This is a genomic window from Streptomyces oryzae, assembly GCF_017676365.1.
Classification (GTDB): domain Bacteria; phylum Actinomycetota; class Actinomycetes; order Streptomycetales; family Streptomycetaceae; genus Streptomyces; species Streptomyces oryzae.
In genome coordinates this window covers 24,487-44,068 of sequence record NZ_JADKMA010000010.1, presented here as the reverse complement: position 1 = coordinate 44,068, position 19,582 = coordinate 24,487, and the positions used below count along the sequence as shown (strand labels likewise).

General features: G+C 70.0%; 16 protein-coding genes. 4 read left to right on the top strand and 12 right to left on the bottom strand.

Annotated elements, in window-relative coordinates; all coding sequences use genetic code 11:
- The first annotated feature begins 2 nt into the window (after nt 1-2).
- The 3 genes from zwf to pgl are packed head-to-tail and all read left to right on the top strand — an operon-like array spanning nt 3 to nt 3,402.
- Complete coding sequence (gene zwf, locus ITI46_RS03660) at nt 3-1,538, top strand: glucose-6-phosphate dehydrogenase (RefSeq protein WP_209237895.1); 1,536 nt, start codon at nt 3-5, stop codon at nt 1,536-1,538.
- On the top strand, nt 1,535-2,638 hold the full coding sequence (opcA, locus tag ITI46_RS03655) for a glucose-6-phosphate dehydrogenase assembly protein OpcA (protein WP_209237894.1): 1,104 nt from the start codon (nt 1,535-1,537) through the stop codon (nt 2,636-2,638). The genes zwf and opcA overlap by 4 nt, the downstream gene beginning before the upstream one ends.
- The gene (gene pgl / locus ITI46_RS03650) at nt 2,635-3,402 is read left to right on the top strand and encodes a 6-phosphogluconolactonase (RefSeq protein WP_209237893.1); all 768 of its coding nucleotides are present in this window, start codon (nt 2,635-2,637) and stop codon (nt 3,400-3,402) included. Before opcA ends, pgl begins: the two co-directional genes overlap by 4 nt.
- 159 nt (nt 3,403-3,561) lie before the next feature.
- Here pgl and pgi read toward each other — a convergent pair whose 3' ends face one another.
- The 12 genes from pgi to ITI46_RS03590 form a co-directional block, all read right to left on the bottom strand.
- On the bottom strand, nt 3,562-5,217 hold the full coding sequence (gene pgi, locus ITI46_RS03645) for a glucose-6-phosphate isomerase (RefSeq protein ID WP_209237892.1): 1,656 nt from the start codon (nt 5,215-5,217) through the stop codon (nt 3,562-3,564).
- A 144-nt stretch (nt 5,218-5,361) separates the two neighbouring features.
- Complete coding sequence (locus tag ITI46_RS03640) at nt 5,362-5,697, bottom strand: RNA polymerase-binding protein RbpA (protein WP_076971064.1); 336 nt, start codon at nt 5,695-5,697, stop codon at nt 5,362-5,364.
- A 213-nt stretch (nt 5,698-5,910) separates the two neighbouring features.
- Nucleotides 5,911-6,144, bottom strand: a complete 234-nt coding sequence (gene secG, locus ITI46_RS03635) for a preprotein translocase subunit SecG (protein ID WP_209237891.1) — start codon at nt 6,142-6,144, stop codon at nt 5,911-5,913.
- 152 nt (nt 6,145-6,296) lie between these two features.
- Nucleotides 6,297-7,073 carry a triose-phosphate isomerase gene (gene tpiA / locus ITI46_RS03630; RefSeq protein WP_209237890.1) on the bottom strand — a complete coding sequence of 259 codons (777 nt, stop codon included), beginning with the start codon at nt 7,071-7,073 and terminating at the stop codon, nt 6,297-6,299.
- Nucleotides 7,074-7,080: 7 nt separating this feature from the next.
- Nucleotides 7,081-8,292, bottom strand: coding sequence for a phosphoglycerate kinase (locus ITI46_RS03625; RefSeq protein ID WP_209237889.1), 1,212 nt, complete (start codon nt 8,290-8,292; stop codon nt 7,081-7,083).
- A gap of 126 nt (nt 8,293-8,418) precedes the next feature.
- Entirely contained in the window at nt 8,419-9,423 is a 1,005-nt protein-coding gene (gene gap / locus ITI46_RS03620) for a type I glyceraldehyde-3-phosphate dehydrogenase (RefSeq protein ID WP_209237888.1), read from the bottom strand.
- Between the two features lie 199 nt (nt 9,424-9,622).
- Nucleotides 9,623-10,600 (bottom strand): DNA-binding protein WhiA, encoded by a 978-nt coding sequence (gene whiA, locus ITI46_RS03615; protein ID WP_016468208.1) that lies wholly within the window; start codon nt 10,598-10,600, stop codon nt 9,623-9,625.
- Entirely contained in the window at nt 10,591-11,643 is a 1,053-nt protein-coding gene (locus tag ITI46_RS03610; protein WP_247745415.1) for a gluconeogenesis factor YvcK family protein, read from the bottom strand. The genes whiA and ITI46_RS03610 overlap by 10 nt, the downstream gene beginning before the upstream one ends.
- Nucleotides 11,644-11,648: 5 nt before the next feature.
- Nucleotides 11,649-12,593 (bottom strand): RNase adapter RapZ, encoded by a 945-nt coding sequence (gene rapZ / locus ITI46_RS03605; protein WP_209237887.1) that lies wholly within the window; start codon nt 12,591-12,593, stop codon nt 11,649-11,651.
- 59 nt (nt 12,594-12,652) lie between these two features.
- Nucleotides 12,653-14,716 carry an excinuclease ABC subunit UvrC gene (gene uvrC, locus ITI46_RS03600; RefSeq protein ID WP_209237886.1) on the bottom strand — a complete coding sequence of 688 codons (2,064 nt, stop codon included), beginning with the start codon at nt 14,714-14,716 and terminating at the stop codon, nt 12,653-12,655.
- Nucleotides 14,717-14,817: 101 nt separating this feature from the next.
- Nucleotides 14,818-15,474: an MBL fold metallo-hydrolase gene (locus ITI46_RS03595; protein WP_209237885.1), complete on the bottom strand. Its 657-nt coding sequence runs from the start codon at nt 15,472-15,474 to the stop codon at nt 14,818-14,820.
- 191 nt (nt 15,475-15,665) lie between these two features.
- Nucleotides 15,666-16,379, bottom strand: coding sequence for a maleylpyruvate isomerase family mycothiol-dependent enzyme (locus ITI46_RS03590; RefSeq protein ID WP_209237884.1), 714 nt, complete (start codon nt 16,377-16,379; stop codon nt 15,666-15,668).
- 196 nt (nt 16,380-16,575) lie between these two features.
- Between ITI46_RS03590 and uvrA the strand changes: the two genes are divergently transcribed.
- Entirely contained in the window at nt 16,576-19,551 is a 2,976-nt protein-coding gene (uvrA, locus tag ITI46_RS03585) for an excinuclease ABC subunit UvrA (RefSeq protein ID WP_209237883.1), read from the top strand.
- Nucleotides 19,552-19,582 lie beyond the last annotated feature (31 nt).

Here is a 19,582-nt window from a genome sequence, read left to right as displayed (position 1 = left end):
AATTGAGCAGCGCGAGCGGCACAGCCAACCCGCTGCGTGACGCTCAGGACCGACGGCTCCCGCGCATCGCGGGGCCGTCGGGCCTGGTGATCTTCGGCGTCACGGGCGATTTGTCACGGAAAAAGCTGATGCCTGCGGTGTACGACCTCGCCAACCGCGGGCTCCTCCCCCCGGGCTTCTCCCTGGTCGGTTTCGCCCGCCGCGACTGGGAGGACGAGGACTTCGCCCAGGTCGTGCACGACGCGGTCAAGGAGCACTCCCGCACGCCCTTCCGCGAGGAGGTCTGGCAGCAGCTCGCCCAGGGCATGCGCTTCGTCTCCGGCGAGTTCCACGACGACCAGGCGTTCGAGACGCTGCGGACCACCATCGACGAGCTGGACAAGTCCCGCGGCACCGGAGGCAACTTCGCCTTCTACCTCTCGGTGCCGCCCAAGTTCTTCCCCACCGTGGTCTCCCAGCTCAAGAAGCACGGCCTCTCCGACGCCGGGCCCGACTCCTGGCGCCGCGCCGTCATCGAGAAGCCCTTCGGCCACGACCTGAAGTCGGCGCAGGAGCTGAACGCCGTCATCCACGAGGTCTTCCGGGCCAGCGAGGTCTTCCGGATCGACCACTACCTCGGCAAGGAGACGGTCCAGAACATCCTGGCCCTCCGCTTCGCCAACACGCTGTTCGAACCGCTGTGGAACCGCAGCTATGTCGACCACGTGCAGATCACCATGGCCGAGGACATCGGCATCGGCGGCCGCGCCGGCTACTACGACGGCATCGGCTCGGCCCGCGACGTCATTCAGAACCACCTGCTCCAGCTGCTCGCCCTGACCGCCATGGAGGAGCCCACCTCCTTTGACGCCAAGGCGCTGCTGACCGAGAAGCTCAAGGTCCTCAACTCCGTACGGCTGCCGAAGGACCTGGGCAAGTACACCGTGCGCGGGCAGTACGCGGAAGGCTGGCAGGGCGGCGAGAAGGTGCCCGGCTATCTGGACGAGGAGGGCATCGACCCCCACTCCAGGACCGACACCTACGCCGCGATCAAGCTGGAGATCGACAACCGGCGCTGGGCCGGCGTCCCCTTCTATCTGCGCACCGGCAAGCGGCTGGGCCGCCGCGTCACCGAGATCGCGGTGATGTTCCAGCGCGCCCCGCACTCCCCCTTCGACGCCACCGACACCCAGGAGCTGGGCCAGAACGCGCTGGTCATCCGCGTCCAGCCGGACGAGGGCGTGACCATCCGCTTCGGCTCCAAGGTGCCGGGCACCCAGATGGAGATCCGGGACGTGACGATGGACTTCGCCTACGGCGAGTCCTTCACCGAGTCCAGCCCCGAGGCGTACGAACGCCTCATCCTCGACGTCCTGCTGGGCGACGCGAACCTCTTCCCCCGGCACCAGGAGGTCGAACGCTCCTGGGAGATCCTCGACCCGGTCGAGGAGTACTGGGACAAGCACGGCAAGCCCGAGCAGTACCCCGCCGGCACCTGGGGACCCCAGGCAGCCGACGAGATGCTCGCACGCGACGGACGGATTTGGCGGCGGCCATGAACATCGATCTGACGGACACCACGTCCAGCCGCATCAACGCCGAGCTGGTCAAGGCGCGCCGCTCCCTCGGCTCGCCCGCCATGGGCATGGTGCTCACCCTCGTCATCGTCACCGACGAGGGCAACCACTACGACGCGCTCAAGGCCGCCAGCGGCGCCTCCAAGGAGCACCCCTCGCGGATCCTCGTCGTCGTACGCCGCCCCGGCCGCTCCCCCCGCGACCGGGCACAGCACCGGCTCGACGCCGAGGTGCGGGTCGGCTCCGACGTGGGCGAGGCGGGCTCCGGGGAGACGGTCATCCTGCGGCTGCACGGCGAACTCGCCTCGCACGCCCACAGCGTCGTCCTGCCGCTGCTGCTGCCGGACGCGCCGGTGGTCGTGTGGTGGCCCGAGGACGCGCCGGAGAACCCCGCCGAGGACCCGCTGGGCAGGCTGGCCCAACGGCGCATCACCGACGCCGCCGCCACGGAGGACCCGGTCGGCGCGCTCAGCCTGCGTGCCACCACCTACGCGCCGGGCGACACCGACCTGGCCTGGACCCGCGTCACCCCCTGGCGGAGCATGCTCGCCGCCTCGCTGGACCAGAAGCACTCCACCGTCAACTCGGCGGTCGTGGAGGGCGAGGAGTACAACCCCTCCAGCGAACTGCTCGCCCTCTGGCTCGCCGAACGGCTGCGGGTCCCCGTCGAGCGCCGGATCTCCGAGGGCCCCGGCATCACCGGCGTACGCCTGGAGACCGCCGAGGGGCAGATCTGCCTGGACCGCGCCAACGGCGCCCTGGCCGAACTCGCCGTCCCCGGCCAGCCCGACCGGCACGTCGCCCTCCAGCGGCGCAGCACGGCCGAGCTGCTCGCCGAGGAGCTGCGGCGGCTCGACCCGGACGAGGCGTACGCCGAAGCCGTCCGCTTCGGCATCAACAAGATCTCCGCGCCCGATCCGGCCCACCCGACCCCGGCGGCCCCGGCACCGGCTCCGGCGGGGGCCGCGCCGGATTCAGCGGAAACCCGGAAGCCGGCGGCCAAGTCGCGTACGGCGTCGAAGAGTTCGAGCTCGAAGAACTCGGGCGCGAACAGTCCGGGCGCGAAGAAGGCGGCGAAGTGAGCACCGGCGCCCGCGAGGTGCTGGTGCACCCTGACAAGGACGCGCTCGCCCAGGCGGTGGCCGACCGGCTTTCCACACGGCTCGCCGACGCGCAGGCAGCCCGCGGCACGGCCTCGGTCGTCCTCACCGGCGGCCGCAACGGCAACGCCCTGCTGGCCGCGCTCGCCGCATCGCCCGAGGCCCGGGAGCGCATCGACTGGTCGCGGCTGGACGTGTGGTGGGGCGACGAGCGGTTCCTCCCCGAGGGGGACCCGGAACGCAACCACGCCCAGGCACACGAGGCTCTGCTGGACGCTGTGCCCCTGGACCCCGCGCGGGTGCACGCCATGCCGCCCTCCGACGGCCACTACGCGGGGGACGCCGAGGCGGCGGCCGAGGCGTACGCCACGGAGCTGGCCGCGGCGGACGGGGACCCGGCGGTGCGGGTCCCCGCCTTCGATGTGCTGCTCCTGGGTGTCGGCCCCGACACCCATGTGGCCTCCCTCTTTCCGGAACATCCCGCGCTGCGGGAGACGGAGCGGACGGTTGTCGGCGTCCACGGGGCGCCGAAGCCGCCGCCCACCCGGTTGACGCTCACGCTGCCCGCGATCCGCTCCGCGGAGGAGGTGTGGCTGCTCGCGGCGGGGGAGGACAAGGCCGACGCGGTCGCCCTCGCCCTCTCGGGCCCGGGCGAATTGCAAGCTCCGGCCGCCGCCGCGTATGGGCGCTCCCGCACCCTGTGGTTCCTGGATGAGGCGGCGGCGTCCCGTTTGCCGGCACGCTGATAGGGCTCCGCATGGGGGCTGCTGAGAGGCTGCCCCTGTCCGCCGTCCGCAGGGTGCGGCTTGCGTTGTGGTTGCGCGCGCAGTTCCCCGCGCCCCTGAATGGCTACCCGCAAGCTTGGGCAGCCCCTCCCCGTACCAAGGGAGGGGCTGCCTCAATAGTCAGGCCGTGCGCCCCCGCAGGGAGCGGTAACGGTCGACCAGGGCCTGGGTCGAGGCGTCGAGGTCCGGAACCTGCGCTCCCTCAGTGAGCGCAGGTTCCAGGCGCTTGGCCAGCACCTTGCCGAGTTCGACGCCCCACTGGTCGAAGGAGTCGATGTTCCAGATGGCGCCCTGGACGAACACCTTGTGCTCGTAGAGGGCGACGAGCTGGCCGAGCACGGACGGGGTCAGTGCGGAGGCCAGGATGGTGGTGGTGGGCCGGTTGCCGGGGAAGGTGCGGTGGGGCACCTGTGCCTCGGGAACGCCCTCGGCCCGCACTTCCTCGGCCGTCTTGCCGAACGCGAGGGCCTGGCCCTGCGCGAACAGGTTCGCCATCAGCAGGTCGTGCTGGTCGCGCAGGTTGCCCAGTTCGGCGATGGGGTCGGCGAAGCCGAGCAGGTCGGCGGGGATCATCTTCGTGCCCTGGTGCAGCAGCTGGTAGTAGGCGTGCTGGCCGTTGGTGCCAGGGGTGCCCCAGACGACCGGCCCGGTCTGCCAGTTGACGGGGCCTCCCTCGCGGGTGGTCGACTTGCCGTTGGACTCCATGTCCAACTGCTGGAGGTAGGCCGTGAACTGGGACAGATAGTGGCTGTAGGGCAGCACGGCGTGCGACTGGGCGCCGTGGAAGTTGCCGTACCAGATGCCCAGCAGGCCCAGCAGCAGTGGCGCGTTGGACTCGAACGGCGCGGCACGGAAGTGCTCGTCCATGAGGTGGAAGCCGGCCAGCATGTCGCCGAAGCACTCGGGCCCGATGGCCACCATCAGGGAGAGTCCGATGGCCGAGTCGTACGAGTAGCGACCGCCGACCCAGTCCCAGAACTCGAACATGTTGTCGGTGTTGATACCGAACTCGGCGACCTTCTCGGCGTTGGTGGAGACGGCCACGAAGTGCTTGGCCACGGCTGCCGGGTCACCGTCGAGCCCGGCCAGCAGCCAGTCGCGGGCGGCCTTGGCGTTGGTGATGGTCTCGATCGTGGTGAAGGTCTTGGAGGCGACGATGAACAGCGTCTCGGCCGGATCCAGGTCCCGGACCGCCTCGTGCAGATCCGCGCCGTCCACGTTGGAGACGAAGCGGAAGGTCATCTCCCGCCGGGTGTAGGGCCGCAGTGCCTCGTACGCCATCTTCGGTCCGAGGTCGGAGCCGCCGATACCGATGTTGACCACGTTCTTGATGCGCTCGCCGGTGTGGCCGCGCCAGTGCGCCTCGCGGACCTTGGTGGCGAAGGTGCCCATCCGGATGAGCACTTGGTGCACCTTGCGCATCACGTTCTCGCCGTCCACCCGGACGGTGGCCGACTCGGGGGTGCGCAGCGCGGTGTGGAGAACGGCGCGGTCCTCGGTGACGTTGATCTTCTCGCCGTCGAACATCGCGTCCCGCAGCCGCGCCACGCCCGTCGCCTCGGCGAGTTGCCGCAGCAGCCGCAGGGTCTCGTCGGTGACGAGGTGCTTGGAGTAGTCGATGTGGAGGTCGCCGACCCGTACGGTGTAGCGCTCGGCGCGCTCCGGGTCGTCCTCGAACAGCCGCCGCAGGTGCGTGAGGCCGAACTCGTCGCGGTGCTTGGACAGCGCCTGCCACTCGGGCAGCTGGTCGAGTCGGGTGCGGCCTTCAGCGTTCATCAGCGAAACCAGCCTATTTCTCTCGTAACGAACCCCGCCGATCTCCAACCTAGACGATGAACGGCTCGGCCGCGCACCGCCCCTCGGTGCGTGGCCGAGCCGTCCATCGTTCGGTGTCATGGCGGTTTCGGCGCTGGTTCGTCCTCAGATCTCGCCCCTGAGCTTGGCGAGCGCTTCGGCGAGGATGGCCTCGCCGTCGGCGTCGCTGCGCCGCTCGCGCACATAGGCGAGGTGGGTCTTGTACGGCTCGGTGCGCGGGGGGTCCGGGGGGTTGTCCCGGTCCTTCCCGGCGGGGAAGCCACAGCGCGGACAGTCCCAGGTGTCCGGGATCTGCGCGTCGCTGGCGAAGCTCGGCTGGGTCTCGTGCCCGTTGGAGCACCAGAAGGAGATGCGGAGGCGGGGCGCGGACTCGCCTCGCTCGGCCTCCCCCATCGGCCCCGCTCCGACCCGGCTGCCCCGGATCGCGTTGCCACTTGCCACGGTCGTAACTCCCTGCCTCACGGTGCCACGGAGCGTCGGCACTGCGCGCTCCGCTGCGGGCGCCCTAGTGTACGTAGGGCCCAACGCACGCCCGGTGACCGGAGTTACTGCGTCGGTACCGGACGCGAGCCCTCATGATAGGCAGGGGGTGCAACGCCCTGTCAGCTGTTGTGCAGGCGGGAACCGCTCAAGTGCGTCACTTGTCCAGGTGCGTCACTTGAACTTCATCACCAGGCCGAGTACGACGATGAGGGCGAACCACACCAGTCCGACAACGACCGTGATCCGGTCGAGGTTGCGCTCGGCGACCGACGAGCCGCCGACGGAGGACTGCATACCGCCGCCGAACATGTCGGAGAGGCCACCCCCCTTGCCCTTGTGCATCAGCACCAGCAGCAACAGCAGGGCACTGAAGACGATGAGGGCGATTGAGAACCCCATGACCACGGCTGGACCAACTCTCTCGGATCGTGGCTGGACACTTAACGTTACGAACGCTTACGGGGGCCGAAGACGAGTCCGGCCCCCGCAAGACTACGACGGGCTGCGGCCCGGCGTCACACGCCGGCGATCATCGCCGCCGAGCACCCGCTGCGGGCTCACTGATCCCGGAAGCGGACGATCTTGACGAACTCCTCCGCGTCCAGCGAGGCACCGCCGACCAGCGCGCCGTCGATGTCCGGCTGCGCCATGATCTTGGCGACGTTGCCCGCCTTGACGGAGCCGCCGTACTGGATACGGACCTGCTGCGCGGTCTCCTCGTCGTAGAGCTCGGCCAGCCGGCCGCGGATCGCACCGCAGACCTCCTGGGCCTCCTCCTCGCCGCAGACCTTGCCGGTGCCGATGGCCCAGACCGGCTCGTAGGCGATGACCAGCTCGGCCACGCCCTCGGCCGGCACGCCCTCGAGACCGCCGTCGACCTGCGCGAGAGTGTGGCCGACGTGGTTGCCCGCCTCGCGGACCGCCAGCTCCTCGCCGACGCACACGATCGGGGTCAGACCGTGCTTGACCGCCGCCTTGACCTTGGCGTTGACGACCGGCTCGTCCTCGCCGTGGTACTGACGGCGCTCGGAGTGGCCGATGGTGACGAAGGTGCAGTTGAGCTTCGCCAGCATCGCACCGGAGATCTCGCCGGTGTACGCACCGGAGTCGTGCGCCGAGAGGTCCTGCGCTCCGTACTTGATCCGCAGCTTGTCGCCGTCGACCAGCGTCTGGACCGAGCGCAGATCGGTGAAGGGCGGCAGGACCGCGACCTCCACGGCCTCGTAGTCCTTGTCCGTCAGCGCGAAGGCGAGCTTCTGTACGTGGGCGATGGCCTCGAGGTGATTGAGGTTCATCTTCCAGTTGCCCGCCATCAGCGGGGTGCGGGTAGCCATGTAGGGCTCAGTCCTCCAGTGCGGCCAGGCCGGGAAGCGTCTTGCCCTCGAGGTATTCGAGGCTGGCGCCACCGCCGGTCGAGATGTGTCCGAACGCGTTCTCGTCGAAGCCCAGCTGACGGACCGCGGCAGCGCTGTCGCCGCCGCCGACGACCGTGAAGGCGGGAGAGTCGAGCAGCCCCTGCGCGACGGCCTTGGTGCCCTCGGCGAAGTCCGGGTGCTCGAAGACGCCCATCGGGCCGTTCCAGAAGACGGTGGCCGCGTCGGCGAGCTTCGCGGCGTAGAGCTTACGGCTCTCCGGGCCGATGTCCAGGCCCTCCAGCTCGGCCGGGATGGCATCGGCGGCCACGACCGCCGGGTTGGCGGGCGCCTTGGTCTTCAGATCGGGGAACTCAGCGGCCGCCAGCACGTCCACCGGCAGCACGAACTCCACGCCCAGCTCCTCGGCGCGCTTGAGATAGCCCTCGACCGCGGGCAGCTGGTCCTCCTGGAGCAGCGACTTGCCGACCTCGTACCCCTTGGCCTTGAGGAAGGTGTAGGCCATGCCGCCGCCGATCAGCAGCCGGTCGGCCTTGCCCAGCAGGTGGTCGATGACGCCGAGCTTGTCGGAGACCTTGGCGCCGCCCAGGACCACGGCGTACGGCCGCTTGACGTCCTCGGTGAGCTTCTTCAGCACGCCCACCTCGGTGGCGATCAGATACCCGGCGGCGTGCGGCAGCCGCGCCGGGAGGTCGTAGACCGAGGCGTGCTTGCGGTGTACGGCGCCGAAACCGTCGCCCACATAGGCGTCGGCGAGCGCGGCCAGCTCGTCGGCGAAGGCGCCCCGCTCGGCGTCGTCCTTGCTGGTCTCGCCGGCGTTGAAGCGGAGGTTCTCCAGCAGCGTGACCCCGCCGTCGGCAGCCTCGCCGACGGTGGCCTTCGCGCTGTCCCCCACCGTGTCGGTCGCGAACGCGACCTGGGTGCCGAGGAGTTCACCGAGCCGCCGCGCCACGGGCGCGAGCGAGAACTGCGGGTCCGGGGCGCCCTTGGGGCGGCCCAGGTGGGAGGCGACGACCACCCGCGCACCGCTCCCGGCGAGCTTCTTGATGATGGGCACGGCGGCCCTGATCCGGCCGTCATCGGTGATGGTGTCGCCGTCGAGCGGGACGTTGAGGTCGGCACGGACGAAGACCCGCTTGCCGGATACTCCCTCGCCGACGAGTTCGTCGATCGTCTTCATGGATGGCTCCTGGTTCGGGCCCGGGGTGCTGCCCCGGGGGTTACGCAGCAAACGCAGCGGACGCAGCATGGGACAGGGCTCGTGCGCGGCGCACGAGCCCTGTCGTTCACCTCGGTCAGCGCGGGTTCAGAGCTGGGAGCCGACGTAGCCGGTGAGGTCGACCAGCCGGTTGGAGTAGCCCCACTCGTTGTCGTACCAGCCGATGATCTTGGCCTGGTTGCCGTCGACCATGGTGAGGGAGGCGTCGAAGGTGCAGGACGGCGGCTGGTTGACGATGTCCGAGGAGACGATCTGGTCCTCGGTGTAGTCGATGATGCCCTGCAGCTGGCCCTCGGCGGCCTTCTTGAAGGCCGCGTTGACCTCGTCCTTGGTGGTCTCGCGCTTGAGCTCCAGCACCAGGTCGGTGACCGAGCCGGTGGGGACCGGGACGCGCATGGCGATGCCGTCCAGCCGGCCCTTGAGCTGCGGGAGGACCAGCGCGGTGGCCTTGGCGGCACCGGTGGTGGTCGGGATGATGTTCTCGGCGGCGGCCCGGGCGCGGCGCAGGTCCTTGTGCGGGAAGTCCAGGATGCGCTGGTCGTTGGTGTAGGCGTGCACCGTGGTCATCAGGCCGCGCTCGATGCCGAAGTTCTCGTCCATGACCTTGGCCATCGGCGCCACACAGTTGGTGGTGCAGGAGGCGTTGGAGATCACGTGGTGCTCGGCGGCGTCGTACTTGTCCTGGTTGACGCCCATCACCACCGTGATGTCCTCCTCCTTGGCCGGAGCCGAGATGAGGACCTTCTTGGCGCCCGCGGCCAGGTGCTTGGCCGCGTCCTCGCGCTTGGTGAAGATACCGGTGGACTCGACCACGACGTCGGCGCCCAGCTCGCCCCAGGGGAGCTGGGCCGGGTCCTTCTCCGCCATCGTCTTGAAGGTCTGCTTGCCGACCGTGATGGTGTCCTCGGTGTGGCTGACCTCGTACGGGAGGCGCCCGAGGACGCTGTCGTACTTGAGCAGGTGCACCAGAGTCGCGTTGTCGGTCAGGTCGTTGACACCGACGATCTCGATGTCCGCACCCTGGTTCAGCAGCGCGCGGAAGTAGTTACGACCGATACGGCCGAAGCCGTTGATGCCTACGCGGATCGTCACGAACCGATCTCCTCGCTAGGTACGCCGGTACGGACACCGGCGAGGGCTGTTTGGGATGTCCCCGACCGACCCCGACCCTACCTCTCCGATGGGGCGGGGCTCACATCGGCCGGGCGGGCAAATCCGGACGGCTCAGGCGAGCGCGGGGCGGCTCAACTGGCCGTTCCACCCGGTCCCGAGTCAACCGCGGACCGCCGGTTCAACCGACCATTTCTTCGGTCAGATTGGACTCCGTGCCGGGGATACCGAGGTCCTGTGCGCGCTTGTCCGCCATGGCCAGCAGCCGGCGGATCCGGCCGGCTACCGCGTCCTTGGTCAGCGGCGGGTCGGCGAGCGCACCCAGCTCCTCCAGCGAGGCCTGCTTGTGTTCCATCCGCAGCCGTCCGGCGGCGGCCAGGTGCTCGGGCACCTCGTCGCCGAGGATCTCCAGCGCGCGCTGCACCCGGGCGCCGGCGGCCACGGCCGCGCGGGCCGAGCGGCGCAGATTGGCGTCGTCGAAGTTGGCGAGCCGGTTGGCGGTGGCCCGCACCTCGCGGCGCATCCGCCGCTCCTCCCACGCCAGCACCGACTCATGGGCGCCGAGCCGGGTCAACAGCGCGCCGATCGCATCACCGTCCCGGACGACGACCCGGTCCACCCCGCGTACCTCGCGGGCCTTGGCGGCGATCTGCAGCCTGCGGGCCGCGCCGACCAGGGCCAGCGCCGCCTCGGGGCCCGGGCAGGTGACCTCCAGCGACGAGCTGCGCCCCGGCTCGGTCAGCGAGCCGTGCGCCAGGAACGCGCCGCGCCAGGCCGCCTCCGCGTCACAGGTGGCGCCCGAGACCACCTGCGGGGGCAGGCCTCTGATGGGCCGGCCACGGCCGTCGACCAGGCCGGTCTGCCGGGCGAGCTGATCGCCGCCCGCAACCACCCGTACGACGTACCGGCTGTTGCGGCGCAGTCCGCTGGGGGCCATCACCACCAGGTCGGAGGAGTGCCCGAAGATCTCCAGGATGTCCTTGCGCAGCCGACGGGCCGCGATGCCCGTGTCCAGCTCCGCCTCGATCACGATCCGCCCGCTCACCAGGTGCAGCCCACCCGCGAAGCGCAGGATCGACGAGACCTCTGACTTCCGGCAGCAGGTCCGGGTGACGGGGAGCCGGGAGATCTCGTCCTTCACCGCAGGCGTCATCGCCATGGGCCGATCCTTCCATGCATCCGAAAAATACGGTCGTACGCGGCGGCCAGCAGCTCCGGATCGTGCCGGGCGACTCCTCCCTGGGACTCGGCCCGGGAGGCGCCCCCGGCTGCCGCTACGGGCGCCAGCTCGACCTTCCCGCCGAGCTGGTCGGCGGCCTCGCTCAGGGAGTCCTGGTCGGGCACGGCATCCTGGTCGGCCAGCACCACGTCGAGGGTGAGTTTAGGGGCGTGTCGGGCCAAAACCTCCAAATGACGCTGCGGGGAAAAACCGTCCGTTTCCCCCGGCTGGGGAGCGAGGTTGAGTGAGAGGACCTTGCGGGCCTTGGTCTCGGTCAGCGCCTCCAGCAGCTCCGGCACCAGCAGATGCGGGATGACGGAGGAGAACCAGGAGCCGGGGCCCAGCACCACCCAGTCGGCGTCCAGCACGGCGTGTACCGCCTCGGGCACGGCCGGTGGATCGCTGGGGACCAGATGCACTTCCTGCACCTCGCCGCGGGTGAGCGCGACGGTGGCCTGGCCCCGGACGGTGGACAGCTCGTCGGGGCGCTCGGGGTCGTGACCGCGCACGCTGGCGCGCAGCTCCAGCGGTACGGCGGACATCGGCAGCACCCGGCCGTGCGCCCCCAGCAGCTTGCCGACCAGATCCAGTGCCTGGACATGGTCGCCCAGCTGTTCCCACAGGGCGACGATCAGCAGGTTGCCGACCGCGTGTTCGTGCAGTTCGCCCCGGCTCTCGAAGCGGTGCTGGATGACCTGGGCCCAGGTGCGGCCCCACTCGTCGTCCCCGCACAGCGCCGCCAGCGCCTTGCGCAGATCGCCGGGGGGCAGGACACCCAGCTCGTCGCGGAGCCGGCCGCTGGAGCCGCCGTCGTCGGCGACGGTGACGACTGCTGTGAGATCTCCGGTGATGCGGCGCAGCGCCGTCAGCGAAGCGGACAGTCCCATGCCGCCGCCGAGCGCCACCACCTTGGGCTGCTTGGAGGTCAGACCGCGCAGCGTGGCGCGCCGGCCGACCAGATGCCGCAGGCTGCTAGGGGCCATGCGCTTCACTCACGTCCCATGTCACGGTGGACGATCACCGTCTCCACGCCGCCGTCGGAGAGCCTGCGGGCCAGCTTCTCCGACATGGCGACGCTGCGGTGCTTCCCGCCGGTGCAGCCGACGGCGACGGTGACATAACGCTTGCCCTCCCTGCGGTAGCCGGCGGCGATCAGCTGCAGCAACTCGGTGTAGCGGTCCAGGAACTCCTTGGCACCGGGCTGGTTGAAGACGTAGTTGGAGACCTCCTCGCTGGTGCCCGTGTAGGGGCGCAGCTCGGGGACCCAGTGCGGGTTGGGCAGGAAGCGGCAGTCGACCACCAGGTCGGCGTCGACGGGCAGCCCGTACTTGTAGCCGAACGACATGACGGTGGCACGCAGTTCGGGCTCTTCCTCGCCGGCGAACTGGGCGTCCAGCTTGGCGCGCAGCTCGTGCACGTTGAGGCTGGAGGTGTCGATCACCAGGTCGGCGTCCCCGCGCAGCTCGCGCAGCAGATCGCGTTCGGCCGCGATGCCGTCCACGATGCGGCCGTCGCCCTGGAGCGGGTGGGGGCGGCGCACGGACTCGAAGCGGCGCACCAGTGCCTCGTCGGACGCCTCCAGGAAGACGATGCGCCGGGCGACGTTGAAGGCCGCGAGATCGGCGAGGGAGCCCTTGAGGTTGTCGAAGAAGTTACGGCCGCGTACGTCGACCACGACGGCGATCCGCGCCACGTTCCCCTGCGACCTGGCGCCGAGCTCGACCATCGTGGGGATCAGCTCGGGCGGGAGGTTGTCGACGACGAACCAGCCGAGGTCCTCCAGACATTTGGCGGCGGTGCTGCGGCCGGCGCCCGACATCCCGGAGATGATCACCAGCTCCGGAATGGTCGCGCCCGCCGCCTCCTCCGGCTGCGCCGGTTGCGGCGTACTCACCTTGGCTCCGTCTCCGCGCTGCTCGCGTTCCGCGCTCATGCTGTCATCCCCCGACATGTCGATCTTCGTGCCACCGGTTCACTCTTCTTCGTTCTTCTTCACTCTTCTTCAACGATCTCACCGGTTGCCGTGTTCACCGCTGGGCCCGCCGGTGCCGCCTGGGAGAGCGCCGCGGCGACCGTCTCAGCTGTCTTCCGGCCCACGCCCGGGACCTGGGAGATCTCCTCCACGGAGGCCGCGCGCAGCTTCTTGACCGAGCCGAAGTGCTTGAGCAGTGCTTTCTTACGAGTCTCCCCCAGTCCCGGCACGGCATCCAGCGGGCTGCCACGGAGCCGCTTGCCGCGCTTGCCGCGCTGATAGCGGATCGCGAAGCGGTGGGCCTCGTCGCGGACGCGCTGCAGCAGGTAGAGGCCCTCGCTGCTGCGCGGCAGCACCACCGGATCGCTCTCGCCGGGCAGCCAGACCTCCTCCAGGCGCTTGGCCAGCCCGCAGACGGCCACGTCGTCGATCCCGAGCTCGTCCAGCGCGGCCTGTGCCGCCGCCACCTGCGGCCGGCCGCCGTCCACGACCACCAGTTGCGGGGGGTAGGCGAACTTCTTGGGGCGGCCCTCCTCGTCCCGGGTGGCGCCCTGGGCCGGCTGCTCCTCTCCATGGGCCGGCCGTGGTGCCGAGGGCTCGCCGGCCGGTCCTGACTCCAGCTCGCCGCCCAGCTCCTCCTCCGGCCACTCACCGGTCTTCTGCTTCTCCACCAGATAGCGGCGGAAGCGGCGGCTGATCACCTCGTGCATGGACCGGACGTCGTCCTGCCCGTCGAACGACTTGATCTGGAAGCGGCGGTACTCGCTCTTGCGGGCCAGGCCGTCCTCGAAGACGACCATGGAGGCCACCACGTCGTCGCCCTGGAGGTGCGAGATGTCGAAGCACTCGATCCGCAGCGGCGCCGAGTCCAGATCCAGCGCCTCGGCGATCTCCTCCAGGGCGCGGGAGCGGGTGGTCAGATCGGAGGCCCGCTTGGTCTTGTGCAGCACCAGTGCGTGCTCGGCGTTGCGGTTGACCGTCTCCATCAGGGCGCGCTTGTCGCCGCGCTGCGGGACGCGCAGGCTCACGTGGGCGCCCCGGCGCTCGGTCAGCCACTGGCTTATCGGCTCCACCGGCTCGGGCAGCGCCGGGACCAGCACCTCCTTGGGTACGCCGCCGCTGCCGCCGCCCGCGCCGGCGTCGCCCTGCTCGGCGCCGTAGAGCTGCTGGAGGGCGTGCTCGACCAGCTCGGCTGTGCCGATCTCCTCGACCTTGTCGGTGACCCAGCCGCGCTGGCCGCGCACCCGGCCGCCGCGTACGTGGAAGATCTGGACGGCCGCCTCCAGCTCGTCCTCGGCCACCGCGATCAGATCGGCGTCGGTGGCGTCGGTGAGCACCACCGCGTTCTTCTCCATCGCCCGCTTCAGTGCGTCGATGTCGTCCCGCAGCCGCGCCGCGCGTTCGTACTCCAGCTCCTCGGCCGCCTGCTGCATCTCGCGCTCCAGGCGGCGCAGATACGAGCCGGTGTGGCCGGCCATGAAGTCGCAGAACTCCTCGGCCAGTTCGCGGTGCTCCTCGGGGGTGACCCGGCCGACACAGGGGGCCGAGCACTTGCCGATGTAGCCGAGCAGACAGGGGCGGCCGATCTGCGCCGAGCGCTTGAAGACCCCCGCTGAGCAGGTGCGCACGGGGAAGACCCGCAGCAGCAGATCGACCGTCTCGCGGATGGCCCACGCCTGTCCGTACGGACCGAAGTAGCGCACACCCTTCTTCTTCGGGCCGCGCATCACCTGGACGCGGGGGAACTCCTCGTTCATCGTCACCGCGAGGGACGGATAGCTCTTGTCGTCGCGGTATTTGACGTTGAACCGCGGGTCGAACTCCTGGATCCAGGTGTACTCCAGCTGGAGCGCCTCCACCTCGGTGGAGACGACGGTCCACTCCACGGAAGCGGCCGTCGTCACCATCGTGCGGGTGCGCGGATGCAGCCCGGCGAGGTCCTGGAAGTAGTTGTTGAGCCGCTGGCGGAGGCTCTTGGCCTTGCCGACGTAGATCACCCTGCGGTGCTCGTCACGGAAGCGGTAGACCCCGGGCGAGTCGGGGATCTCTCCCGGTTTGGGACGGTAGGTGGAGGGGTCTGCCATGTGACCCACCCTACTGTCGCGCACCGACAACGATCAGCGTGCGGCCGCTGCGGGAGGGCGCACGGCCCCCGGGCCCGCGCCCCGCCCGTACCGCTCCTTCGCTACCAGCCGCGCTCGCGCCACTCCGCCAGGTGCGGGCGCTCCGCGCCGAGGGTGGTGTCCGCGCCGTGGCCCGGGTAGACCCAGGTCTCGTCGGGGAGTTGACCGAAGAGCTTGCTCTCGACGTCGTCGATGAGGCGGGCGAAGTTCTCCGCGCTGCCGAAGGTGTTGCCCACCCCGCCGGGGAAGAGGCAGTCGCCGGTGAACAGGTGCGGGTGGCCGCTCGGGTCGTCGTAGACCAGGGCGATCGAGCCGGGGGTGTGGCCGGTCAGATGGCGGGCCGTCAGCTCCACCTCGCCGACGCGCAGCGTGTCGCCGTCGTCCAGCAGGACGTCGGTGGGGACGGGGATGCCCTCGGCGTCGTACCGCCCGGCGCAGGTGCGCGCTCCGGTGGCGCGCACCACCTCCTCCAGCGCCTGCCAGTGGTCGCCGTGCCGGTGGGTGGTGACGACGGAGGCGATCCCGTCGCCGCCGATGAGTTCCAGGAGGGTGCCCGCGTCGTTCGCGGCGTCGATCAGCAGCTGCTCGCCGGTGGCCCGGCAGCGCAGCAGATACGCGTTGTTGTCCATGGGGCCGACGGCCACCTTGGAGATCATCAGATCCCGCAGCTCGTGCACGTCCGCGGGGCCGCCGACCTGAACCGTTCCGCTGTATGGCATGCGGCCAGCCTATTGGTTGCCCGTCCCATTTCGGGTGCCCGGCACGAGGGGGCTGCCCCCGGGTGCCCCTTGCATTTCGGGTGCCCGGCACGGGGTGCTGCGCCCGGGGTGCCCCTGGCCGTTCGTCGCAGACTGCGGGTGCGCCGTGGCCGGTCGCGCAGTTCCCCGCGCCCCTGCGGGGCGCCCTCGCTCTAAAGCGCGGGCAGTACAGGGAGGGAGCCCCGCGCCGACAGACCGCTGCCGTTCCTGCGGCCGGTCAGCCAGCCCAGGAGGGCGACGGGGCTGCCCGCGACGACGAAGGGCCCGCCCTCTCCGGCGTCCGCGGCGCCGGTGCGCCAGCTGCGGCCGTCCTCGGCGCGCAGCTCGATGGCGGCGGGGACGTCGGGGTGCTCCGAGAAACGGCGGGCCATATTGGTCAGCTCGCGGTCCACGAAGGTGCCCGGCAGGTCTTCCAGGGTGTAGCCGATGCCGAGGTCCACGTGGTGCAGCTCGACCTCGATCCAGCGGCGGAACGGGACGGAGGCGGCGAGATCGGTCACACCGTTGCGGAGGGTGACGGTGCGGTTCCAGTCCTCGTCCCCGAGCGCGGCGAAGGCGCTCTCCAGCCGGGAGGCGCTGGCCCGTACGTCGTCGACGAGCTCGTCGAGAGGCCGGCCGGCGCCCCGCTCGATGTCGGCGTCGCGGGCCTCGGCACTGGCGTACATCGGCTCGCCCGCCAGCACATTGACGAGTGCGTCGGCGTTGCGGGCGATGTGGGTGAGCACATGGGCGCGGGTCCACCCCGGCAGCTGGGAGGGCTTGGCCACCTCGGGGGCCTCCAGCTTGACGGTGTCGCTCAGCAGGTGACCGGTCGCGGTCCGTACGAGTTCGGCGTCGTGCGCAGGCGTGGTCGCAGGCGTGGTCATGATCCAAAGCTACTGGGGTCCCTCGTTCGTGGGGAAGATGGCAAGGGGCGCCGTAATTCGAATGAACGTGCTATAGAGTCGGGGCCGGCTCCCGAACCGGAAGCGAACGACACTCCGGGCGGCGCCGTCCTACTCTTGGTCGGGGCTCCCGCGCAGTCGCGGGCCCCCGATTCCCACACGAAAGGTGCCAACAGGCGTGGCCGATCGTCTTCTCGTCCGCGGCGCTCGCGAGCACAACCTGCAGAACGTCTCGATAGACCTCCCCCGCGACTCGCTCATCGTCTTCACGGGTCTGTCGGGCTCGGGGAAGTCCTCGCTCGCCTTCGACACGATCTTCGCGGAGGGCCAGCGCCGCTACGTGGAGTCGCTGTCCGCCTACGCCCGGCAGTTCCTCGGGCAGATGGACAAGCCCGACGTCGACTTCATCGAGGGGCTCTCCCCCGCGGTCTCCATCGACCAGAAGTCGACCTCGCGCAACCCGCGCTCGACGGTCGGCACCATCACCGAGGTCTACGACTATCTGCGGCTGCTCTACGCCCGCATCGGCAAGCCGCACTGCCCGGTCTGCGGCCGTCCGATCGCCCGCCAGTCCCCGCAGGCCATCGTGGACAAGGTGCTCGACCTGGAGGAGGGCAGCCGCTTCCAGGTGCTCTCCCCGCTGGTGCGGCAGCGCAAGGGCGAGTTCGTGGATCTGTTCAACGAGCTCCAGACCAAGGGCTACAGCCGCGCCCGGGTCGACGGCCGCACCATCCAGCTGTCCGAGCCGCCGCAGCTGAAGAAGCAGGAGAAGCACACGATCGAGGTGGTCGTCGACCGCCTGACCGTCAAGGGCAGCGCCAAGCGCCGGCTCACCGACTCGGTGGAGACCGCGCTGGGCCTGTCCGGCGGCATGGTGATCCTCGACTTCGTGGACCTGGAGCCGGACGACCCGCAGCGCGAGCGGATGTACTCCGAGCACCTCTACTGCCCCTACGACGATCTCTCGTTCGAGGAGCTGGAGCCGCGTTCTTTCTCCTTCAACTCGCCCTTCGGCGCCTGCCAGGTGTGCACCGGCATCGGCACCAGGATGGAGGTCGACCCGGAGCTGATCGTCCCCGACGAGGACCGATCGCTGGACGAGGGAGCGCTGCACCCCTGGTCGCACGGGCACACCAAGGAGTACTTCGGCCGTCTCATCGGCGCGCTGGCCGACGCGCTCGGCTTCCGTACGGACATCCCGTGGGCGGGGCTGCCGGCCCGCGCCAAGAAGGCACTGCTGTACGGCCACAAGACACAGGTCGAGGTCCGCTACCGCAACCGGTACGGCCGTGAGCGCGCGTACACCACCGCGTTCGAGGGCGTCGTCCCGTTCGTCAAGCGGCGGCACTCGGAGGCGGAGACCGACAGCAGCCGGGAGCGCTTCGAGGGCTATATGCGCGAGGTGAACTGCCCGGCCTGTGAGGGCACCCGGCTCAAGCCGCTGGTGCTGGCCGTGACGGTGCAGGACAAGTCCATCGCGGAGGTCTCCGCGATGTCGATCAACGAGTGCGCCGAGTTCCTGCGCGAGCTGAAGCTGACCGGGCGCGACAAGCAGATCGCCGAGCGGGTGCTGAAGGAGGTCAACGAGCGGCTGCGCTTCCTGGTCGACGTCGGCCTGGACTATCTGACGCTCAACCGCGCCGCCGGCACCCTCTCGGGCGGCGAGGCCCAGCGCATCCGGCTTGCCACCCAGATCGGCTCCGGGCTGGTCGGGGTGCTGTACGTACTGGACGAGCCGTCCATCGGCCTGCACCAGCGCGACAACCACCGGCTGATCGAGACCCTGGTGCGGCTGCGCGATCTGGGCAACACCCTCATCGTCGTCGAGCACGACGAGGACACCATCAAGGCGTCCGACTGGGTGGTGGACATCGGCCCCGGCGCGGGCGAGCACGGCGGCAAGGTCGTGCACAGCGGCCCGTTGAAGGAGCTGCTGGCCAACGAGGAGTCCGTCACCGGCGACTATCTGTCCGGCAAGCGCGCGATCCCCACCCCGCAGCTGCGCCGTCCCGTCGACCCGGAACGGCAGTTGACGGTACGGGGGGCGCGCGAGAACAACCTGCGCAACATCGATGTCTCCTTCCCGCTGGGTGTGCTGACGGCCATCACGGGTGTCTCGGGTTCGGGGAAGTCGACGCTGGTCAACGACATCCTCTACACACATCTGGCGCGTGAGCTGCAGGGCGCCAAGACGGTGCCCGGCAGGCACACCCGCGTCGAGGGTGACGACCTGGTCGACAAGGTGGTGCACGTCGACCAGTCGCCGATCGGCCGTACGCCGCGCTCGAACCCGGCCACGTACACCGGCGTCTTCGACCATGTGCGCAAGCTGTTCGCCGAGACGACGGAGGCGAAGGTCCGCGGCTATCAGCAGGGCCGCTTCTCCTTCAACGTCAAGGGCGGCCGGTGCGAGAACTGCGCGGGCGACGGCACCATCAAGATCGAGATGAACTTCCTGCCGGACGTCTACGTCCCCTGCGAGGTCTGCCACGGTGCGCGCTACAACCGGGAGACCCTGGAGGTGCACTACAAGGGCAAGAACATCGCCGAGGTCCTGGACATGCCGATCGAGCAGGCCCTGGACTTCTTCGAGGCGGTGCCGGCGATCGCCCGGCACCTGCGGACGCTCAACGATGTGGGGCTGGGGTACGTACGGCTCGGACAGTCCGCGCCCACTCTTTCGGGTGGTGAGGCGCAGCGGGTGAAGCTCGCCAGTGAGCTGCAGAAGCGCTCGACGGGACGCACCGTCTACGTATTGGACGAGCCCACGACCGGTCTGCACTTCGAGGACATCAGGAAGCTGATCGACGTCCTGGACGGCCTGGTCGACAAGGGCAACTCGGTGATGGTCATCGAGCACAACCTGGACGTCATCAAGACCGCCGACTGGGTCGTCGACCTCGGTCCCGAGGGCGGCAGCGGCGGCGGCCTGGTGATCGCCGAGGGCACTCCTGAGCAGGTGGCGGCCGAGCCCGCCAGCCACACCGGGAAGTTCCTGCGCGATGTGCTGGGTGACCGGGTCAGCGATGCGGCCCTGTTGAACCCCGCCGCGAAGAAGGCCCCGGCGAAGAGAGCGGCTGCCAAGAAGGCTCCGGCGAAGAAGGCCGCTGCCTCGAAGGGTGCCGCGAGGAAATCTGCAGGCCGTAAGAGCTGATCGGGGCTGCCCGAGTGGTGCGCCGAATGGT

Excerpts from the sequence above, each read along its gene's own strand:
- opcA (WP_209237894.1), top strand. The coding sequence starts at position 1,535 with ATGAACATCGATCTGACGGACACCACGTCCAGCCGCATCAACGCCGAG.
- pgi (WP_209237892.1), bottom strand. The coding sequence starts at position 5,217 with ATGAACGCTGAAGGCCGCACCCGACTCGACCAGCTGCCCGAGTGGCAG.
- tpiA (WP_209237890.1), bottom strand. The coding sequence starts at position 7,073 with ATGGCTACCCGCACCCCGCTGATGGCGGGCAACTGGAAGATGAACCTC.
- ITI46_RS03625 (WP_209237889.1), bottom strand. The coding sequence starts at position 8,292 with ATGAAGACGATCGACGAACTCGTCGGCGAGGGAGTATCCGGCAAGCGG.
- whiA (WP_016468208.1), bottom strand. The coding sequence starts at position 10,600 with ATGGCGATGACGCCTGCGGTGAAGGACGAGATCTCCCGGCTCCCCGTC.
- ITI46_RS03610 (WP_247745415.1), bottom strand. The coding sequence starts at position 11,643 with ATGGCCCCTAGCAGCCTGCGGCATCTGGTCGGCCGGCGCGCCACGCTG.
- rapZ (WP_209237887.1), bottom strand. The coding sequence starts at position 12,593 with ATGAGCGCGGAACGCGAGCAGCGCGGAGACGGAGCCAAGGTGAGTACG.
- uvrC (WP_209237886.1), bottom strand. The coding sequence starts at position 14,716 with ATGGCAGACCCCTCCACCTACCGTCCCAAACCGGGAGAGATCCCCGAC.
- ITI46_RS03595 (WP_209237885.1), bottom strand. The coding sequence starts at position 15,474 with ATGCCATACAGCGGAACGGTTCAGGTCGGCGGCCCCGCGGACGTGCAC.
- ITI46_RS03590 (WP_209237884.1), bottom strand. The coding sequence starts at position 16,379 with ATGACCACGCCTGCGACCACGCCTGCGCACGACGCCGAACTCGTACGG.